Genomic DNA, 21,181 nt, shown 5'->3' with positions numbered 1-21,181 from the left:
CTGGTTGAGGCAATTGAATTATTGTTTTGATATTTTGAGAGAATACCTTACACAAAGTAAGTATTTTCTCGTTTATTATCAATAAATTATCACTTTACTTTTTTTTATTTCAAATTTAAAATCACCGGCATAGCTGAGGCTTTCCAGAATATTTTTTAAGGGTTCGTTATTGTATTCTCCGGTAAATAATCCTTTTTCTCCCATTACTACCTTTTTCTTTAATTCAAAATCCACATCATAAAATCGCTCCAGTACCATTACAATTTCCGGAAAGCTGCTCTTTTCAAAAATGATATGGTTATTTTTCCAGGCAATAAAGGCATTGATATTTTTCACCTTCTGCTTTTTAAATGCTTCATTCGACTTTTCATAAACCAGCGCCTCATTTGGCGTAAGGTTGAAATATGTAGGTTTAGGAGCCTTGTCACTTTTTTGCTTTTTGACTACCTGAACCTTGCCCGAAACTACCGCAACAGTAATTTGTTCCTGGTTGGGGTAAGCCTTCACATTAAAAGAAGTGCCCAACACCCTGGTAGATAAACTTCCGGAATGGATGATAAAAGGCCTTAAGGTATCCTTACTTACATCAAAAAAAGCCTCTCCTTCCAGAAATACTTCCCTTTTTTCGGGTGAAAACCCTTTGGCATAGGTAAGTTTAGTTTCAGCATTAAGTTTCACTTCGGTGCCATCATTAAGAATAAGGGTCATTTTCTGCCCTCTGGTGGTTTTTTTGGTGGTAATTACAGGCGTTTCAGCAAAAGATGTCTGAGTATCCTGGTGAAAGTTTTTCCAAAAAAATATCCCACTGGCTAAAAGAAGAAGGATTACCGCAGCATATTTAAGCCAGCTTTTATTTCCATTCTCCTTGCGAAGTTTTCTAATACCCTGATTTTCATTGCTATCTAATATATTTTCCAGCACTTCTATAAAATCCTTCTCATTTCGTTGGTATTTTACCTTGTATTCCACCGAGGAAATAATCGCTTTGGCTTTAGATACCACCTCCAGTTTTTCGGGATGATTGGAAATCCATTTTACCCAAAAAAAATTGTTTTTAGAATCCTTATTAATGACCCACTCTACAAAGAAGCTGTCATTTAAAAATGCCTCTAAATTATAATCTTTATATTTCGACCTTTTTAACATTTTATTTGTCTCTTGTCCTTAGTCTGTCCTTACAGGTTTTGATACCCTGAAAGAATTCACTAAGCATTAAAAAAAACTGAGTAAGCAATTAGCATAACAACTATATCGAATAATTTGGCTTTTAATAATACCATTTCCCTTCTGAGCTTTTTTATTCCATTACTCACCGTAATTCTGGCATATTCTATTCTTGAAAATTCCATTATTGAGGTGATTTCCTCGTAAGTAAACCCTTCGTAGTAGTAATATAAGATAGCTTCTCTTTGTTTTTTTGGTAACTTGTTGATTGAGTTTTTGAGTTGTGTTTTTACTTCTGCATTAAGCTGACTGTTAATCATTTCGGTTTCGGTGGATAGCTGGATTTCGAAACCTTCTTCTTTTTTAAGATAGTCTTTATAAGGTGTATTTTTAGTTTTTGTGAGTTTTTTAATTACACTTCTTTTCAGAGATTTGAAGAGATATGCCTTAATTGAATAAGATATTTTCCCCAAACTTTCTCTTTTCCTGCGCATATTAATGAACAAATCCTGAATGCAATCCTTCAATAAATCAATATCCTTGGAAAACTGGATACCGTAATCCATCAATTCGTAGAAATATTGATTGTAGATATACAAAAAAGCTTCTTCATCTCCCTTTTGAAACAATGCCCAAACTTCCTGATCTTTTTTAGATTGAAGTTGGTTATTGAAATAGGATTTATAGTCATCTCTGGCAGAGAGGTGTTTAGTTTCAGGATGAAGGTTTAAATCATCTGCCTTTTTCATTTTCATATTTCCGTAGTTATGGAGTAATGTACAAGTACATTACCTGTTAATTCAGGGAATGAGTAATTTTAAATACAGCCAAAAAATCATTTCCCTATTTCTTATAAGAGGAGGCCTATTTCAATTTATATATATTTCTGATAGAAAAAAATATATTTTTTTTGAAATGGGAGGATGGTGACAATGCCAGGCTCTGTGAATGACCTTTTAGTTCTTATAAATATTATGGATTTTAATTGGTAATTGTAGGTTTTTGGTGTGATAACTATGTAAAGTGAAAGATTTTGTTAAGAAATATGGTTATTGTGTCAAATGCTGGAATACATTTTCCAAAGAAACTTCTTCCTGATGCATTCCAATTAAAACCAGGTTTTTTTCTACTGATAACCTGAAAATATCCGCCCGAATGTCCTTTTGACTATTGGTAATGATCATGAATTTATTTTCTGCCAGATTTTCCACTTTTTCCACTCCTTCCAGCTGACTAAATATTTCGATGGTAGCAGGAGATTCAAATTCAAGGGAAATTCTGGTTTCATTTTGTGTTTCAGTTTTTAGCTGGTTCACATTATTATCGGCCACAATTTGCCCCAGGTTAATAATAATAACACGGTCACAAAGTGCCTGAACTTCCTGCATAATGTGGGTACTGAAAACAACCGTTTTTTCCTTACTGATAGACTTTATCACATTCCTGATCTCAAGAATCTGGTTAGGGTCCAAACCTGTGGTGGGTTCATCTAAAATTAAGACTTTCGGATCGTGCACAAGCGCCTGAGCCAAACCAACCCGCTGGCGATAACCTTTTGACAATGCCCCGATTTTTTTGTTTTGTTCTCTGGTCAACCCCACAAGTTCAATCATGTCCGAAACTCTGGACTTGGCATTTTTGCCAGTAATCTTATGCAAAGAGGCAATAAAGCCAAGATATTCCTGCACATACATATCCAGATAAAGGGGATTGTGTTCTGGCAGGTATCCCACATTTTTTCGCACCTCAATAGGGCTCTCAGTAACTTTGTAGCCACATACTTCAATCTGTCCTTCAGTAGGAGGAAGGTAGCAGGTGGCAATTTTCATCGTAGTAGATTTCCCTGCTCCATTTGGACCAAGAAATCCCAATATTTCCCCTTCTTTGGCTTCGAAGGAAATATTGTTTACTGCTTTTTGTGTGCCGTATTGCTTTACCAGATTGGTGACTTTAATGCTCATTACAAGGAAAAAATTGAACCGAAAAAATGTTATTTGTAATCAAAAAATCAGGGTTGTAAACAACCCTGTAAAAACAAAATGCTTAATTACCCGAAAGTAATATACCAAAGTAACAGTTTTTTTTAAGTGAGCCAATTGCATGACTTATTCCTTTATCAACTTTCTGGAAATGATTTGATTCCCCAAATTCAGTTGCATAACATAAAAACCTTTTGGTAAATCAGCTAGGTCTAATTTTAAATCCTGATTTGGATGAGTGTTTAGGACCGTTTTTGTCAGTATCAGTTCTCCAATGTTGTTGTAAAAAGTGATTATCAAACCTTTTCCCAAATTTTGGGAAAGATGGAGTACCATTTCCCTTCCAACCGGATTGGGATAAATGTTGATGGCAGTTGCCTTTTCTTCCAGTTTTATTCCAGTAATGATGGTGCTGACAATATTGCTAAAATCCGAACTACCTTCTGTATTTGTGGCTTTTACCCTGTAGAAATAGTTTTGCCCAATACTCACAGTTTCATCCACATATTCCTCAGCATTGGCAAAAGTGTAGAACAATTCAGAAGGACTGAAATTAGCTGATAAGGCTCGTTCAATGGCATATCTGAATTCATTGTCTGCATGATCCCTCCATGTCAATTTAGGAAAGTAGGTATCCTCAAATACAATTTGCAAATCTGTTGGTGCACTAATCTGAATTTTTTCGGTTTTCACTTTCAGGGTATTGCTGTAAGCAGAATAAATCTCCTCTGTTTTTGCCCTTAATCGGTAATAGTAAGTGGTATTGCTTGTAAGAGCGGTATCGACATAAGACGAAGTTTCAGCGGTTAAGTTTATGGTAGTACTCATCTCAAATTGCTGGTTTTCCGCCCTTTCCAATGCAAAACCTGATTCATCCTCAGAAAGGTCTTGCCAGCTTAAGGTAATTGTTGTTGCGGATTTTTCCGAAACTTTTAAACTATCAGGTGCTTCTGGGGGAATATGAGTCACCAGTGTATTTAAAGTAGTGTTGGTGACAATTGCCGGATTAAAATCGAAATAAATATGGGCAGTATTGGTCACTTGTGTAAAATCGGGAAGATTTGGTTTGGGTTTGATGGTAAAAGTAACGAAACCATGGCTGGCTTTTTCGTTCACATTGCTGTCTGGCAGATGAATATCATCAAACTTAAAAATAGCTTCTCCAAACTTACTGATGTAAGTACGCACCGGATGACTGTGATTAATTACTTCCAGGGAATTAAGATCCAGGTCCGAATCCAATTCATCCCGGATTTCCACATTAAAAGCGGTATCATTTCCTGTATTTTGAAATCGTACAGTATATGCTAAAACCTCATCTTTCAATGTGTAATTTTTAGATTTCACCCCTGCCGGAGTGACCAGCTTATCGTTGGGATCATAAGCACAGGTGATGGTTTGAGAGGTGGAATCTGAAATGGAAAAGAACTGTGTTTGCAGGGCAAACTTATTTAATATTTTTTCTCCAATATTTTCTACCCCGGGCACCTGAAAGGTTATTTTGATTACCTCTTTGCCTGATGGCTGTAGATTCGAAAAATCCCATTTAAGTTGCCCATTTTCAGTCGATGATGGAGATGGGATACTACTTTTAAAAGTTAATTTATTATCATAGTCCAATATTATTTTTCCATCCTCCGTTTGGGTGCCCTTGTTTTTGTAGCTCAAATGATAATCAACCTCAAAGGAACACCTTGTTCTTGGATTGTTGAGGTGAATTTCCAAATCACTTCTTTGGCCTGTAGGGGAAATTCCAAACTGGTAATTTGTAGTATCTTGTCCATCTACACTAATATTATATTCACTAGCATCCGAGGATAGTTCCCAATGATCTTCCGGGATTAAATGAATACTGTAATTTCCCTTTGGCAGATCAAAATGATAATTTCCATCATCATTACTTATGGTCACAATATTTTCTGGAAGCAACCGCAATTTTATTCCACTGACCCCCAATTCTCCTTCATCATTTAACCCGTTTTCATTAACATCATAAAAAACCTGTCCCCCAATTTTAAATCGCTCTGCATCAGGATATAAATTTTCAGCCTTGGCATAATCAGAAGGTTGGCTCTGCCCTCCATTTTCATCATCATATTGGGCAACTAAAATGTAGTAATAATTGAATGGTTTCCATTCTTCTCCATCATTAAAGTCTATAAAAGTGGTATCAGAAATATTTACTTCTCCAACTTTAGTGAATCCGCTCCCAACAGAGTCAATACTAAAACAATTTAAATCATCAGGAGGTGGTGTTTGGGATTTTCTCCAAATCGTCATTTTAGAAGCGGTCTGATCTGGGTATTCCGACCAACTCAGGTTAATATTTTTTTGATCCAAATCCCATTGGGCTGTTGGTGTGGAAGGTTTTTCTCCCAATACTTTAACATTCCATTTTTTTGTAATGGTATCAGCATGTAAAATGGCATCTATTTTAAATTCATAAGCCTGATCTCGTATTTCATCGGTCGTCAGGTTTTTAAAGTTCAAATCAATTATCCAGTTTATGGTATCTTTTGCTATTAAGAAACTATCTGTTACGGTAACTTTTCCTGCATCTATTAATTCATTTTGTAATTGATAACTACTGGCATTTTTGATAATAATCTGGGTAGAAAATGCCTCATCCGGTTGGAGGCACTGATCTCCGGGAATGTCAACACCCATTTCAGGTTTTGGGATGTCAAAATCTTCATCTACCACAATTACCTGCATATCATAATTGATAGAACTGATTTGTACTCCATCCCGCCATTCATCTACATAAAAAGCATAATTATACTCCCCAATTTCTCCAGGAGCATCCCAGGTAATTACACCAGTTTCCGGGTCGATTTCAAAAATGGCTGGAGAACTTCCATCTTCTCTGGTTCCTCCAAAAGAGGGATGATCTGGGTATAAATATCCATTTACATCAATGGCTACTCCATCCGTGTTTTTACCTTGTTTGCAAGGGACTAATCTAAAGGATAAACTATCTCCATCAATATCATAAGCAGCATGATTATATATATACTTTTTGCCTGTATTCGCCCTAAAAGCTGGAGGGAGTAAGAAAACCGGAGAACTATTTAACCCAAATAAAGGGCTAATCCTGAAATTGGATTCCAGAAAAAATGCAGTGTTACCGGATGCAGAAATATTTTTCACTCCAGGATTCCTGTTTTGTTCAAAATATGTTACCTTAAATGTTCCTGCGCTGGGGAAGGTATGCTCTATCTGGTAAATAATGATTTCTGTATCGTCATCTATAAACCCTACCGATATAGGATCAACGACTGCTGGATTGGCGTTCGCATATCCAAACTCAAAAGTTCCTGGCTGTGCAGGTACTCCTTCGGTATCTCTGAATAGGGTAACGGTAAACTTGTAGGTAAGGCTTGAACTCGAAGTTCTAACTCCTGTTAAATATCCTCCTCGGATGTGTGTGGCATATAATTCCTGAAGAGAAATTACCATAAAGGCAATAGAGATTAATATACACTTATGATTGAAAGTGCTGGTGTTTTCCATTGTAAAAAGGCGGTTATTTAAATTTTTATTTTAATTAAATAGTAGTTTGTAGGTGATTTGTAATTATAGGTAACCGGAAAATTGCAAAGGGTTGGAAAGGGCATATTAAATATTAAACTTTTTTTTAAAAAAGTTAAGTCCCCTATATCAATACCCTTTCGTTAACCTTCCGTGATAATTTTGTGATACCTCACCCATACCTTCATAATTGGTAATTCTACCGCATTTTTTTAATCATAAATATTTTTAACATGAAGCTAAAATACCTCCAATCCCAATTAAAATTTCCTTATTGGGAAAACTCCAAAAAGCCGAAAGAAAAGCGATGGATAGGGTCTGCTTTTATGACTCTAATTATGGCTTTTTTCTTTTCACCTGTCTTTGCTCAAACTACCTCAATTATCGGGTTTACACTCGTGAATGCAGAAACTAATGAAGACCTTATGCCCCTGATGGATGGGGATGAACTCGTGTTATCCATGTTACCCACAAAATACTTGAATATTCGGGCAGAAATTGATGGAGAAGTACCTGGAAGTGTGGTTTTCCAACTAAACGAAACTGATCCTTTTAGAATTGAGAATGTGGTGCCGTTTGCCCTTGCAGGTGACAATGAAGGAGATTATCATCCATTTACCCCTCCAGTTGGGATGCACACCGTGACTGCTACTCCTTTTTCAGAAAGCGCAGGCAAAGGAGATACAGGAAAATCTATGACAATTTCATTTAAAGTAGTATCTGGAAAAATGATTGGGTTTACCTTAATTAATGCAGATACAGATGAAGCCATTCAACCATTAAAAAATGGGGATAAAATAAACCTTAAAGGTTTACCCACAGAAAACCTGAATATCAAAGCCGAATTTGAGGGTAAAGATATTGGAAGTGTGGTATTTGGATTAAATGATCAGGAAAAGTTTCGTACTGAAAATTTTTATCCATATGCTCTGGTCGGAGATACTGATGGTGATTATAATGGTTTTACTCCTCCATTTGGTATGCATACCGTCACTGCAACTCCATATACGAAAGCAAATGGGCAAGGTATGAATGGGATGTCAATTTCAGTAACATTTGAAGTGACTGATTGTGATGTGGATGGAGCTGAAGTTTCCACCTTAGCCGGAGAAACAACTGTTTACACCTGTCCCGGAGATGGTGTGGATGATATTATTATGGTGATGAATTCTTCTGATTCACCTTCCAATTATGCCTACGTAGTCACAGATGAAAACCTGAATGTATTGGGCTTACCTCCCGGAAATGAGGTAAATGTAGAAGGAGCAGGAGAGGGAATTTGTTTAATCTGGGGGCTTTCCTATACAGGCAATGTCACTATAAAAGTTGGAGATAATGTAGGAGAGGTTGAAGGCTTAACCGATGAGTGCTGGGATTTATCAGACAATTATGTGAAGTTAATCAGAGATATGCCCGATGGGGGAACGGTTTCCACCACAGCAGGAGACACAGTAGTTTACACCTGTCCCGGAGATGGAATTGATGATGTGATCATGGCAATGCATGAAACAGCATCGAATTCCAATTATGCTTACGTAGTCACAGATGAAAACCTGAATGTATTGGGCTTACCTCCCGGAAATGAAGTAAATGTAGAAGGAGCAGGCCCAGGAACTTGCCTGATTTGGGGGCTTTCCTATACAGGCAATGTCACTGTAAAAGTTGGGGATAATGTAGGAGAGGTTGAAGATTTAACAGACGAATGCTGGGATTTATCAGACAATTATGTGAAGTTAATCAGAGATATGCCAGATGGCGGAACAGTTTCCACCACGGCCGGAGATACAGTAGTTTACACCTGTCCCGGAGATGGGATTGATGATGTGATCATGGCAATGCATGAAACAGAATCCAATTCCAATTATGCCTATGTAGTGACAGATGAAAACCTGAATGTATTGGGCTTACCTCCCGGCAATGAAGTAAATGTAGAAGGCGCAGGCCCAGGAATTTGCCTGATTTGGGGGCTTTCTTATACAGGCAATATCACTATAAAAGTTGGAGATAATGTAGGAGAGGTTGAAGGCTTAACTGATGAGTGCTGGGATTTATCAGACAATTATGTGAAGTTAATCAGAGATATGCCAGATGGGGGAACAGTTTCCACCACAGCAGGAGACACAGTAGTTTACACCTGTCCCGGAGATGGAATTGATGATGTGATCATGGCAATGCATGAAACAGAATCTAATTCGAATTATGCCTACGTAGTCACAGATGAAAACCTGAATGTATTGGGCTTACCTCCCGGCAATGAAGTAAATGTAGAAGGTGCAGGCCCAGGAATTTGCCTGATTTGGGGACTTTCCTATACAGGCAATGTTACTGTAAAAGTTGGGGATAATGTAGGAGCGGTTGAAGGTTTAACTGATGAGTGCTGGGATTTATCAGACAATTATGTGAAGTTAATCAGAGATATGCCCGATGGCGGAACAGTTTCCACCACAGCAGGAGATACAGTAGTTTACACCTGTCCCGGAGATGGGATTGATGATGTGATCATGGCAATGCATGAAACAGAATCGAATTCGAATTATGCCTATGTAGTTACAGATGAAAACCTGAATGTATTGGGCTTACCTCCCGGAAATGAGGTAAATGTAGAAGGAGCAGGAGAGGGAATTTGTTTAATCTGGGGGCTTTCCTATACAGGCAATGTCACTGTAAAAGTTGGAGATAATGTAGGAGAGGTTGATAGCTTAACAGACGAATGCTGGGATTTATCAGACAATTATGTGAAATTGGTAAGGGACAAAGCCAATTGTACCAGTGAAAGCTTATTTACATCAATTCTTACAGGAAATAACCTGAGAAAAAGTGCTTCAGTTTCAGTTTTTCCTAATCCATTTATTCAGGAAATAAATATATCCCTTGATAAAGATTTTTCTCAACCAGCTGGGGTAAAATTGTTCAATGCCACAGGAAAAGAAGTTTTCTTCCAGAATTTTGGGGCAGACTATAAAGAACGGTTTATCCAACTGGAAGTAAGTGATCAATTACTTCAAAAAGGAATTTATTTCCTAAATGTAATTGGGGTAGCAGGCGATATTGAAACGCTTCGTCTGATGAAAGAGTAATGGAATAATTTAAATTTTTAAAATCAAAAAGAAGGGTTAGAATACTAACCCTTCTTAGTAAATTGAAACGCTATTTTAATTATGCTTAAAGTACAATCAAACTTTATGAAAATATCTTGTATGTTTAATAAGTAATTCTTGGATCCAGGGTTTTGGCCTGATTAATAAAATAGTCCAGTTGAGCTACTCCAGGTACTACTCTGGTAAGATGCTTTGATTTATTCACCTCCACCATTTTATTGTGCAGATTTTCCGGATTTCTCATTTTTAATTCTTTCACAGTATCCACTCCACTGGCCTTCAGTAATTCCGCAAATTGAGATGCTACTCCTTTTACTCTGAATAAATCAGCCATATTTACCCAATCAAGCACTTTTGACTCATCCACACCGCTTAATTCTGCAATTTGTTTTCTGCCACTTTTTGTAGCCCCTTTTTCTAATAGTTTTTCTACAGATCTGATTTGTGCTTTTGACAATTTTTCTGCGAATGCAGGACCTATACCTTCAATATCAGTTATCTTCTTTGACATGTTAATTTGGGTTTAAATAGTGTTTAAAAAATAATTTTGTTTTGGAATGATCAAATCATTAGTTATCAATTAAAAAGTCCGCCCAGGCTTCCTAAGTTTTTGCCTATCCCGTCTTTCAATTGGTCAGTAAGACCTTTTTGCATGGTATCACCAAATAATTTGCTAATGGTTTCCTGATCAAAACTTTTTCCTTTATTAGAATCGGTAAATTTTTGGATGATAAAAGGAATCGCAAACTGGCTAATACCTGAAGCCATTTCATTGGAAAATCCCAATTTAGTGACCATGGATGTTCCATATTGCTGGATCATATTTTTTACAATGGGTGAGGAAAGCAGATTTTGGCCGGAGAACAAATCTGTAAGACCTGAAATATTTCCCTGACTTACCTGATTTTGGATTTCATTGGTAATGCTATCTTTAGCCAATACTGCCGTATCGTCTACTTTATCCTGTGGGATATTAAACTGAGTTAACAATCTATTTGAAAATTCCCCTTTGAGTGATGAAAAAATTGCGTCTATCATTTTTATAGATATGAGATGAGAAAAAAGTATTGTTGATTGATTACGATACTAAATTACCGGTAATACCCACACCGATAATCAATTTTATTTGAATCAAAAGATTTGCGCCATGAATTAAAGGTTTTGCTCTTTGGAAAATGAATGGAGAATCGGAGAAATACCAGAAGCCTTGAAATCTTCATTTTAGTTTTTGAACCTTTCACATTAGTTATTTGTAACTTTGTACCTAAGCATAAAACCTAAAAGGAAAAACCAAAAGATATCACTATGCAATACTATAACTCAATCATTGAAACCATAGGAAATACACCCTTGATTAAACTTAATAAGGTAAACAAAGGGATAAAAGGAACCATTTTGGTAAAGGTAGAGTACTTCAATCCCGGACATTCCATGAAAGATCGGATGGCGGTGAAAATGATTGAAGATGCGGAAAAAGCCGGTATTCTAAAGCCTGGAGGAACCATTATAGAAGGAACATCGGGAAATACCGGAATGGGTCTTGCCTTAACCGCAATTTCAAAAGGATATAAATGTATTTTCACCGTGTCTGATAAACAGTCGCAGGAAAAAATTGATATTCTCAGGGCTGTTGGGGCTGAGGTAATTGTTTGCCCTACCAATGTTCCCCCTGAAGATCCAAGATCGTATTATTCTGTAGCCAGGAAATTGAACAAGGAGATTCCTAATTCTTTTTATCCGAATCAATACGATAATTTATCGAATACTGCAGCCCATTACGAAACCACAGGTCCGGAAATCTGGCAGCAAACTGAAGGTAAAATCACCCACTATGCAGCAGGTGTGGGAACAGGAGGATCTATGTGTGGAACATCCAAATATTTAAAAGAACAAAATCCTGATATTATTTCTGTAGGGCTGGATACCTACGGTTCTGTTTTTAAGAAGTTTAAGGAAACAGGAGTTTTTGATGAAAATGAAGTTTATCCTTATTTGACTGAAGGAATTGGGGAAGATATTTTGCCTAAAAACGTAAACTTTGATCTGATCGACACCTTTATAAAAGTTACTGATAAAGATTCGGCTATCATGACCAGAAGACTAGCCAAAGAAGAAGGCCTTTTTGTTGGCTGGTCATGTGGGTCCGCTGTTTTTGGAGCATTGGAGTATGCCAGAGAAAATCTTAAAGAAGATGATGTGATGGTGATAATCCTTCCTGACCACGGTACCAGATATCTGGCGAAAATCTATAATGACAACTGGATGAAGGATCATGGATTTTTGGAAGAAAGGGAATTTGCCACTGCCAAAGATATTATTGCCAGAAAAAATGGAAATCAATTACTGACTGTGGATGTAAATCAAAAAGTTGGTGAGGCAATTTCCTTAATGAATAAGGAGGGGATTTCCCAAATCCCGGTAAGTGAGGGTCCGAACCATATTGTAGGCAGTCTTACTGATTCAAAAATCCTGGCTAAATTAATTGAGAGCCCGGAATTGAAAAATCAATCGGTAAAGGAAATCATGGACGACCCATTCACATTTGTAGGTATGGATAATACGGTGGATGTGCTTTCCTCACTGATAAACAAAAACTGCCCTGCACTAATGGTAAGAGATGAATCCAATAATGTACACATCATCACCCAACACGATTTGTTAGTAGCAATGACTAATTAAATTTCACTAATAATGATAAGCCAGTTGAAAGATTTTTATTAAATTTCAGCTGGCTTTTTCTTTTTTTAGAAAACCAAAACCAATAAATAAACAAACATAAATTAGCACAATTATGACCACAAAAATTACAAGTTCTGCTGAAGCCATGCATTTGGAAGACAAATATGGCGCCCATAATTATCATCCGATTCCAGTTGTAATTTCCAAAGGGAAAGGGGTAAAAGTATGGGATGTGGAAGGCAAGGAATATTATGACTTCCTTTCAGCTTATTCTGCGGTTAATCAGGGGCATTGCCATCCAAAAATAGTGGAAGCACTGGTTGATCAGGCCTCAAAACTGACTTTAACCTCAAGGGCATTTTATAATGATATCCTGGGGGGATATGAAAAATATATTACAGATTATTTTGGCTATGATAAAGTCCTTCCCATGAACACTGGCGTAGAAGGTGGAGAAACGGCTATCAAACTCTGCCGAAAATGGGCGTATCAGGTTAAAGGAGTTGAAGAAAACAAGGCTACTATTTTATTTGCCAATGGAAATTTCTGGGGAAGAACACTGGCAGCAGTATCCTCTTCAGACGACCCGGAGAGTTATGGGGAATATGGACCATTCATGCCTGGTTTTCAATTAATTCCTTACAACAGCCTGGAAGCATTGGAAAAAGCACTTCAGAACTCCAATGTTGCCGGATTTATGGTGGAGCCAATTCAGGGAGAAGCGGGAGTAAAAGTACCGGATGAAGGCTATCTGAAAGGGGCCTATGAGTTATGTAAAAAGCACAATGTATTGTTCATTGCTGATGAGGTCCAAACCGGAATTGGCAGAACTGGAAAATTGCTGGCTTGCGATTATGAAGGAGTAAAACCTGATATCCTGATTTTGGGAAAAGCTTTGTCGGGTGGTGTGTTGCCTGTATCAGCTGTGTTGGCAAGAGATGAAATTATGATGACAATTAAACCCGGGCAACATGGCTCCACTTATGGAGGGAATCCATTAGCCAGCAAAGTGGCCATGGTAGCTCTTCAAGTGTTGAAGGATGAGAAAATGACTGAAAATGCACTGAAATTGGGGGAGGTTTTCCGAGACAGAATGAATGATTTGATTCAAAAATGCGAATTGGTAAAACTGGTAAGGGGAAAAGGGTTGTTAAATGCCATTGTAATTAATGATTCAGAAGAAAGCAGCACCGCCTGGGATATTTGTGTGGCTTTGAAGGAAAATGGCTTGTTAGCCAAACCTACTCATGGGAATATCATTCGGTTTGCCCCACCATTGGTCATTACCGAAAAAGAACTGCATGAATGCTGTGATATTATTGAGAAAACTATTTTGGCGTTTAAAAAGTAATTGAATCTCAAAATTAAATGAAGCCCCGGCAATTGCCGGGGCTTTTTTATTTCCATAGTCTTGTTAAAGGCTGCAAAACTTGAATTTTATCCCCAACCCGAGTATTTTTGATTACGTTTAGACCTATCGACCTACTTTCCTGCTTTTTTAAAATTAAATTCTTATTCTATTGAAATTCAAGGTATTTTTTTGTCTGCTTTTTTGTTGCCTTTCATTTTATCTGGAAGCTCATAGCTTTAAGGTTTTAATTTTTTCCAAAACTGCCGGATACAGGCACAATTCCATAGAAGATGGAATAGCAGCAATCCAAAAATTAGGCTCAGAAAATAATTTTATCGTAGAAGCTACTGAAGATGCGTCAAAATTCACCTTTGATAATCTAATAAATTATGATGCGGTAATTTTCCTTAGTACTACAGGGGATGTGCTCAATTCCTCTCAACAGGAAGCTTTCGAAAAATATATTCAGAATGGAGGAGGATATGTGGGTATTCATGCGGCCTCAGATACAGAATACAACTGGCCCTGGTACGGTGAACTGGTAGGGGCATACTTCGATAGTCATCCTTCCATCCAAACAGCCACCATAGAAGTAGCGGATAAAATTCACCCTTCCACCAAAAATTTACCAGAGTATTGGCAGCGGAAAGATGAGTGGTATAATTTCAAAGGGAATCCCAGAGGGAAGGTCCATGTGTTGGCCACATTGGATGAATCCACCTATTCAGGAGGAAATATGGGTTATGATCATCCCATCTCCTGGTGTCATCCTTTTGATGGGGGAAGGGCATGGTATACCGGAGGGGGACATACCAAGGAAAGTTTTACAGAAAAGGAATTTTTAGATCATTTATTAGGGGGAATTTTATATGCCAGTGGAGATATAAAAGGCGATTTTGAAGCAGGAATTGATGACCGTTTTGAAATCACTGTGTTGGATAACAATCCGGTTAGCCCAATGCAGGTAGCTGTTTTACCGGATTTAAGTGTATTGTATATTGAAAGGGCAGGCAAGGTAAAAATAAGGGATATTAATTCAGGAATAATTAATGTAGCAGGAACTATAGATGTGGTTAGTGATCAGGAGGATGGACTTTTAGGAGTGGTATTGGATCCGGACTTTGAAACCAATAACTGGATTTATTTTTTCTATTCTCCCGAGGGTTTTTCCGTCCAAAATATTTCCCGGTTTAAGTTAAAAGATAAGGAACTGGACTTATCTTCAGAGCAGGTTATATTGACTATCCCCGTTCAGCGGGAGCTTTGCTGTCATTCCGGGGGCGATCTGGAATTTGATGGAGAAGGGAATTTGTATATTTCCACTGGTGATAATGTAAACCCATTTGAATCTGATGGATTTGCCCCAATTGATGAGAGGGCTGGGAGGAGTGCCTACGATGCGCAGGGAACTTCCGGCAATACCAATGATTTAAGGGGGAAGATTTTGCGGATTCATCCAGAAGCCGATGGAACTTATACCATACCCCAGGGTAATTTGTTTGCCGATAAGGCCCAGGGTAAATCGGAAATTTACGTGATGGGTGTCCGTAATCCATTTAGGATGGCGGTGAATAAAACAAAAAAGGAGTTGGTTTGGGGTGATGTTGGGCCAGATGCCAAAAATGACAATACCAATCGTGGGCCAAAGGGTTATGATGAATTTAATAAAACCAGTGTTGGTGGGAATTTTGGCTGGCCATATTTTATAGCTGATAACAAGGCTTATAAAGATTACGATTTTAGTTCTTCCTCCTCTGGTAATTACTTTGATCCTAATACTCCGATTAATAATTCCCCCAATAATACTGGTGCAACTGCACTTCCTCCAGCCATCCCTGCCTGGTTACACTATCCCTATGGTTTTTTCAATGAAAGACCAGAGTTTGAATCAGAAGGGGGACGGACTGCCGCAGCCGGAGACTATTATTATTTTGATCGAAATACCAATAAGGGGCAGGGCTTTCCCCAATATTATGATAATAGTTTATTTATTATGGAATGGGCAAGAAACTGGATCAGGGAAGTAAGGTTTGATGGGTCCGGAAATATATTACAGATTAATAAATTTTTGCCAGATCTGGAGCTAAATAGTCCTATTGATATGCATTTTGGCCCTGAAGGTGCAATGTATCTGGTAGAGTGGGGAACAGGTTTCACTGATGCCAACCCCGATGCGCGTATTTTAAAAATATCTTTTAAAGGAGAGAATCCAAAAAGTGCCCCTCAAGCGAAAATATCTGTGTCAATCGACAATGGATTTGCGCCCTTATCTGTCGATTTTAAAGGGGATGAATCTTCTGATCCCGATGAAGGAGATCAGTTGACTTATTCCTGGGACTTTGATGGGGATGAAAATGAAGATGCGAATACTGCAAACGCCACTTATGTTTTTGAAAAGGAAGGGGTTTATATCGCTACATTGACCGTCTTTGACCAGGACAGTTTATTCTCAAAGGCACAGGTGACTATTACTGTAGGCAATACCGCTCCGGAAATTTCTATTGAATATCCGTTAAACGGAGGTTTTTATGCTGATGGGGATACAATTTTATACAAGGTTACTGCAATTGACGGGGATGAAGAAGTAAACTGTGAAGAAATTATAGTTGAACCTTCTATAGGACATGATGATCATGCTCATGGAACAGGAGCCGAGCCCGGGTGTGAGGGAAATTTTGTCACGCAAAGCCACGGTGATGGTTCGGATAATGTTTTTTATGTGCTCAAAGCTGCTTATGAGGACAATGGTGGGACCGTGAATGAACCTATAAAAGTGGAGGATGTACATGTACTGCAACCCAAACTAAAACAGGCAGAGCATGCACAAGAGTTATTCGATTTGAAACCGGAAGCATCCATGGATTTTTTAGGAGGTGGACAAAATATTGGATTTATTAATCACAATTCCTATCTCAAATTTACTCCAATGAATTTTAAGGGCATTGATTTTTTAACAGTAAGGTACGGCTCTGAAACTAATTCATGCAATCTTGAGGTGCGGATTGATAGTGTGGATGGACCGGTAATCGCTTCAGGTAAACTTTCTCCAACCGGGGGATGGCAGGATTACGATTATTTTAACCTCCCAGTCCAGAAAACTGTAGGCACACATGAGGTTTTTTTCATTTTTAAAAATAATACTAACCCAGTTGGGTTGGGTAATGTAAACTGGTTTGAGTTTCATGGAAAGGGAATTGCCACTTCTGACCCTGATGCAGGAAAAGGGTTAATGGCTACTTATTATAGCAATCCTGATTTTACAGGAGATTCTGTTCAGAGAAAAGAACCCATGATTTCCTGGGACTGGGAATTTAAAAGCCCAATATCTGCAATACCTAAAGATAATTTTAGTGTACGATGGACTGGGCAGGTGATGGCCCAAGAAGCACAGGAGTATACCATTTTCCTGGAACAGGCTAATGGGGAAGCTAGTGTCTGGATTGATAATACACTTGTAATTGATAAGGATGCTACTTCGGGAAAATACAATTTTGCCCAAAACCAGGCTTATAACCTTGTAGTGGAATATACGCATACTTCAGGTGAAGCCGCTATCAAATTACAATGGGAAGGATCACAGACCAAAAATGTGATTCATACCAACTATTTGATTAATAATTTCGATGGAGTCATTAGTGGAGTTGAGGATGAAGTTTTGCCGGAATATCAAATTTATCCCAATCCTGTCTCAGATTTTCTATATTTAGACCAGGCCCTTCAAAACAAAAACTATATAATTCGAAATTTAGCTGGAATCCGGTTAGACGCTGGTAAAGTAAAGGAAAAGATATCCACCCAGAAATTAATTCCGGGAATATATTTGCTGGAAATAGAAGACTTTCGTGTGAAGTTGGTGAAGTTCTAACTTTTTAAACACCTGTAAACTAAACCATGCAAAAAAGCATTTTTTTTATTTTTTTCGGATTAATTTTCCCCTCAATTTCCTTATTCGCTCAGGTAGATTCCTGCGTATTTATGTTCAAAAAACACACGATTAAATCTAATTCCTTAAATGAAAGTCGGGAGTATTGGGTAAGTCTGCCCATGCATTATTCTGACACAGTTCAGTATCCTGTAATTTACCTGCTCGATGCAGAGTGGCGCTTTAACCTGGTGAGGAATATTGAATTTGACCTTGCCGGAAATAAGAAAATTAAAGGACATATTATTGTGGGCATTCCTCATATAGATTGGGAGTTAAAACGAGGTATTGATCTAACTTTTAGCCATTCCCGAATGGAATATGATGGAGAAAAGGTGGATTCGACTTGGTACAATAATAAAAACTCTGGTGGTGGTTTAGCTTTTTATGAATACCTTAACACAGAACTAATTCCTGATGTCGAAAAAAATTACAATACTAATGGAGAAAATACCCTCATTGGTCATTCCTATGGAGGATATTTTGGAGGTTATATATTATCCATGAATCATCCTTTTTCTACTATTCATATATATGATCCTTCTATCTGGTTTAGTGATGGGGAGGTGATCGAGAAAATTAAAAATGGTGTTCCAAAGCAGGATAAAGTTAAAATATTTGTAAGTTACCAACCTGTTCCCGAATTTCACTCTGGTAAAATTGAATGTTTTATAGAAGAATTAAAAAAGCATCAATGTTTTGAATTGAAATATCGAAAGTTTGAAGAGGAAACCCATAATTCTTTATTTATGCCAAGTTTTCTGGAAGGCATCCGCTGGACTGCTAGGTTGGAAGAATAGTTGTTCGATTTTTCTAATTTTTTGATCAAAGCCATTTTTCAAATTGAAAATCCCTTTCGAACCGGAATTTGCCGGGATAAATATTAATCTTCACCTTATTCTGGAGTATCTGGCATTTTTCATTGCATTTAGGTATTATGTTTTTCTGAGAGGCAGGGAAAAGGATAAAATTTCTTCTGGAAATAGGTTATCTATTATATTGGGAGCAGCTTTGGGGGCATTGGTTGGCTCCAGGTTGATGGGTTTTCTGGAAAACCCGGTCTTTTCTTATTCCCCTGAAAACCTGATGCAATTGCTTAATGTGAAAACGATAATGGGGGGCTTGTTTGGTGGTTTACTGGGGGTGGAAATTGCCAAATCTATTATTGGGGAAAAACAGTCTTCAGGAGATCTATTTACACTTCCAATAATATTAGGGATTTTTATTGGGAGAATTGGTTGTTTTCTTTCGGGCACAAATGAGTTTACTTATGGAAAACCAACGGCCTTTTTTATGGGAATGGATTTGGGTGATGGTTTGTTAAGGCATCCTGTGGCATTATATGAGCTTATATTTTTAGTGTTTTTATTCTTAATGTGTTTGAAATTAAAAAAACTGAAGAAATTGGAAAATGGCTATTTATTCCAGGTTTTCATGCTTTTTTATTTTGGATTTCGATTTCTTATTGAGTTCCTAAAACCAAATGTATTTTTTATATTGGGATTGAGTAGTATCCAATGGCTTTGTATAATATGTTTCCTATATTACAGAAAAACAGTATTTAAATTCCTTAGGCATGCCTACTAGAAAATATACTTATTACGATTATACCTTAAGCCTATGCCCGGAATGCCTCAAAAGGATTGATGCCAAAATCGTATTTGAAGATGGGAATGTTTTCATGCTGAAACGCTGTAAAGAACACGGTACTTCAAAAGTGTTGATTGCCGATGATTTGGAATATTATAAAAACATCAGAAACTACAACAAACCTTCGGAAACGCCTTATAAGTTCAATACCAAAACGGATTATGGCTGTCCTTACGATTGTGGGCTTTGCCCGGATCACGAACAACATTCCTGCCTCACAGTGGTGGAAATCACAGACCGATGCAACCTGACCTGCCCAACCTGTTATGCAGGTTCATCTCCATCCTACGGCCGGCACAGAACTTTAGAGGAAGTAAAGCAAATGCTGGATGTAGTGGTTGAAAATGAGAAAGAGCCCGATGTGGTACAAATCAGTGGGGGAGAACCCACCTTACATCCACAGCTTTTTGAAATTTTAGACTATGCGAAGTCTTTACCCATAAAGCATATCATGCTCAATACCAATGGGATAAAGATTGCCCGGGATTTTGAATATGCAAAAAAACTTGCTGCCTATTCCCCTGATTTTGAAATCTATTTGCAATTTGATTCCTTTAAAAAAGATGTTTTGGAAACCATGCGTGGAGCGAACTTACTTGGAATTAGAGAAAAAGCTTTGGCGCATTTAAATAAATTAAATTTATCTACCACGCTGGTAGTTACCCTGCAAAAACATCTGAATGACGATGAAATTGGGCAAACCATTGACTTTGCATTAAAACAGAAATGTGTTCGTGGAGTTACACTGCAACCTACCCAAATTGCCGGAAGACTGGATAATTTTAATAGCCAGACAGACAGAATTACGCTTACAGAAGTCCGTAGGAAAATACTGGAACAAACCGATATTTTTAATGAAGATGACCTGATCCCTGTACCCTGTAATCCGGACGCTCTTGTGATGGGTTATGCGTTAAAATTGGGAGGAAAGGTGGTGCCTTTAACCAGATACGTAAACCCTGCAGATTTACTGGATAATGGAAAAAATACAATAGTTTATGAACAGGATGAGGCTTTGCATGGGAAAATGCTGGATTTATTTAGTACAGGAAATTCAGTGGAAGTGGCCAGCAAAAATCTGCATCAGATTTTGTGTTGCCTGCCTTTTGTAAAAGCCCCTACCTTAGGTTATGAGAATTTATTCAGGATAATCATCATGCAATTTGTGGATGCCTATAATTTTGATGTAAGGGCAATTAAAAAATCCTGTGTGCATATTGTGAACAAAGACAATAAAATCATTCCATTTGAAACCATGAATTTGTTTTACCGGGACGATAAAAAGGAATATTTAAAAAAATTACAGGAGGAAAATCTATGATACTACTTGAAATGGACGGGCTGCTGCCAATGATAATTTTTGCCCTGGTAGTGATGTACAGTCCGGGAATTATATTACTCCTCATCGGTTGGAGAAGGTTGGTGAAGAAGAAAAAAGATGCAAAAGTCTATTTTATTTTAGGTGCTTTATATTTTTTGGTTGGCATAGGGATTTGTTTTTCGTTGTAGAGAATTGGATTTATTTGGGATTATGGCATATGAATTAATACTTATAGGCATTTTGATTTTTTATAGTCCAGGGCTGATTTTACTATATTTAAGTTGGGACAGGTTTCTAAATAAAGAGAAAGGAGTAAAAGTGTATTTAATTTGGGGAACAGTGTACTTGTTAATAGGGTCAGGAGCTTGTTATAGTTTTTTTAATTGACTTTTCTGGTTTGCTCTTCGGGATTGCAAATCCCGAAGTTCTATCGTAGGATTTTTAATTCGGATTGCAAATCCTATGATGGTGATTCGACTTTGCAAA

14 protein-coding genes are annotated in these 21,181 nt (G+C 37.6%); 8 read left to right on the top strand and 6 right to left on the bottom strand.

Features of this window, described 5'->3' with window-relative positions; translation table 11 throughout:
• Nucleotides 1–78: 78 nt before the first annotated feature.
• The 4 genes from A3EM_RS0116675 to A3EM_RS0116655 all read right to left on the bottom strand — a co-directional run bounded on the left by A3EM_RS0116675 (nucleotide 79) and on the right by A3EM_RS0116655 (nucleotide 6,656).
• The gene (locus A3EM_RS0116675; RefSeq protein WP_020529371.1) at nucleotides 79–1,146 is read right to left on the bottom strand and encodes a FecR family protein; all 1,068 of its coding nucleotides are present in this window, start codon (nucleotides 1,144–1,146) and stop codon (nucleotides 79–81) included.
• A gap of 59 nt (nucleotides 1,147–1,205) precedes the next feature.
• On the bottom strand, nucleotides 1,206–1,913 hold the full coding sequence (locus A3EM_RS42670; protein ID WP_157637928.1) for an RNA polymerase sigma factor: 708 nt from the start codon (nucleotides 1,911–1,913) through the stop codon (nucleotides 1,206–1,208).
• A 300-nt stretch (nucleotides 1,914–2,213) separates the two neighbouring features.
• The gene (gldA, locus tag A3EM_RS0116660) at nucleotides 2,214–3,125 is read right to left on the bottom strand and encodes a gliding motility-associated ABC transporter ATP-binding subunit GldA (protein ID WP_020529368.1); all 912 of its coding nucleotides are present in this window, start codon (nucleotides 3,123–3,125) and stop codon (nucleotides 2,214–2,216) included.
• A gap of 144 nt (nucleotides 3,126–3,269) precedes the next feature.
• Nucleotides 3,270–6,656, bottom strand: a complete 3,387-nt coding sequence (locus A3EM_RS0116655; RefSeq protein ID WP_020529367.1) for a DUF7619 domain-containing protein — start codon at nucleotides 6,654–6,656, stop codon at nucleotides 3,270–3,272.
• A 251-nt stretch (nucleotides 6,657–6,907) separates the two neighbouring features.
• Between A3EM_RS0116655 and A3EM_RS0116650 the strand changes: the two genes are divergently transcribed.
• A complete protein-coding gene (locus A3EM_RS0116650) occupies nucleotides 6,908–9,751 on the top strand; it encodes a T9SS type A sorting domain-containing protein (protein WP_020529366.1) in 2,844 nt (947 codons plus the stop codon).
• A gap of 124 nt (nucleotides 9,752–9,875) precedes the next feature.
• On the opposite strand, the gene A3EM_RS0116645 is transcribed toward A3EM_RS0116650, so the two are convergent.
• A complete protein-coding gene (locus A3EM_RS0116645; RefSeq protein WP_020529365.1) occupies nucleotides 9,876–10,283 on the bottom strand; it encodes a DUF4332 domain-containing protein in 408 nt (135 codons plus the stop codon).
• 65 nt (nucleotides 10,284–10,348) lie between these two features.
• A complete protein-coding gene (locus A3EM_RS45890) occupies nucleotides 10,349–10,810 on the bottom strand; it encodes a hypothetical protein (RefSeq protein ID WP_020529364.1) in 462 nt (153 codons plus the stop codon).
• Between the two features lie 267 nt (nucleotides 10,811–11,077).
• Here A3EM_RS45890 and A3EM_RS0116635 point away from each other — a divergent pair, with 267 nt between their 5' ends.
• The 7 genes from A3EM_RS0116635 (at nucleotide 11,078) to A3EM_RS0116600 (ending at nucleotide 20,883) form a co-directional block, all read left to right on the top strand.
• Nucleotides 11,078–12,451 carry a cystathionine beta-synthase gene (locus A3EM_RS0116635; protein WP_026210349.1) on the top strand — a complete coding sequence of 458 codons (1,374 nt, stop codon included), beginning with the start codon at nucleotides 11,078–11,080 and terminating at the stop codon, nucleotides 12,449–12,451.
• Nucleotides 12,452–12,563: 112 nt separating this feature from the next.
• Nucleotides 12,564–13,802, top strand: a complete 1,239-nt coding sequence (rocD, locus tag A3EM_RS0116625; protein WP_020529361.1) for an ornithine--oxo-acid transaminase — start codon at nucleotides 12,564–12,566, stop codon at nucleotides 13,800–13,802.
• 169 nt (nucleotides 13,803–13,971) lie between these two features.
• Nucleotides 13,972–17,667, top strand: a complete 3,696-nt coding sequence (locus A3EM_RS42660; protein ID WP_020529360.1) for a ThuA domain-containing protein — start codon at nucleotides 13,972–13,974, stop codon at nucleotides 17,665–17,667.
• A gap of 26 nt (nucleotides 17,668–17,693) precedes the next feature.
• Nucleotides 17,694–18,524 carry an alpha/beta hydrolase gene (locus A3EM_RS0116615; protein ID WP_020529359.1) on the top strand — a complete coding sequence of 277 codons (831 nt, stop codon included), beginning with the start codon at nucleotides 17,694–17,696 and terminating at the stop codon, nucleotides 18,522–18,524.
• Nucleotides 18,525–18,567: 43 nt separating this feature from the next.
• Complete coding sequence (locus A3EM_RS0116610; protein WP_020529358.1) at nucleotides 18,568–19,311, top strand: prolipoprotein diacylglyceryl transferase; 744 nt, start codon at nucleotides 18,568–18,570, stop codon at nucleotides 19,309–19,311.
• Nucleotides 19,301–20,695 carry a radical SAM protein gene (locus A3EM_RS0116605; RefSeq protein WP_020529357.1) on the top strand — a complete coding sequence of 465 codons (1,395 nt, stop codon included), beginning with the start codon at nucleotides 19,301–19,303 and terminating at the stop codon, nucleotides 20,693–20,695. Before A3EM_RS0116610 ends, A3EM_RS0116605 begins: the two co-directional genes overlap by 11 nt.
• Nucleotides 20,692–20,883: a hypothetical protein gene (locus A3EM_RS0116600; protein ID WP_020529356.1), complete on the top strand. Its 192-nt coding sequence runs from the start codon at nucleotides 20,692–20,694 to the stop codon at nucleotides 20,881–20,883. The genes A3EM_RS0116605 and A3EM_RS0116600 overlap by 4 nt, the downstream gene beginning before the upstream one ends.
• Nucleotides 20,884–21,181: the final 298 nt, after the last annotated feature.

This window comes from Flexithrix dorotheae DSM 6795, from assembly GCF_000379765.1.
Taxonomy (GTDB): domain Bacteria; phylum Bacteroidota; class Bacteroidia; order Cytophagales; family Flammeovirgaceae; genus Flexithrix; species Flexithrix dorotheae.
This window is presented reverse-complemented; position numbering and strand designations above follow the sequence as displayed.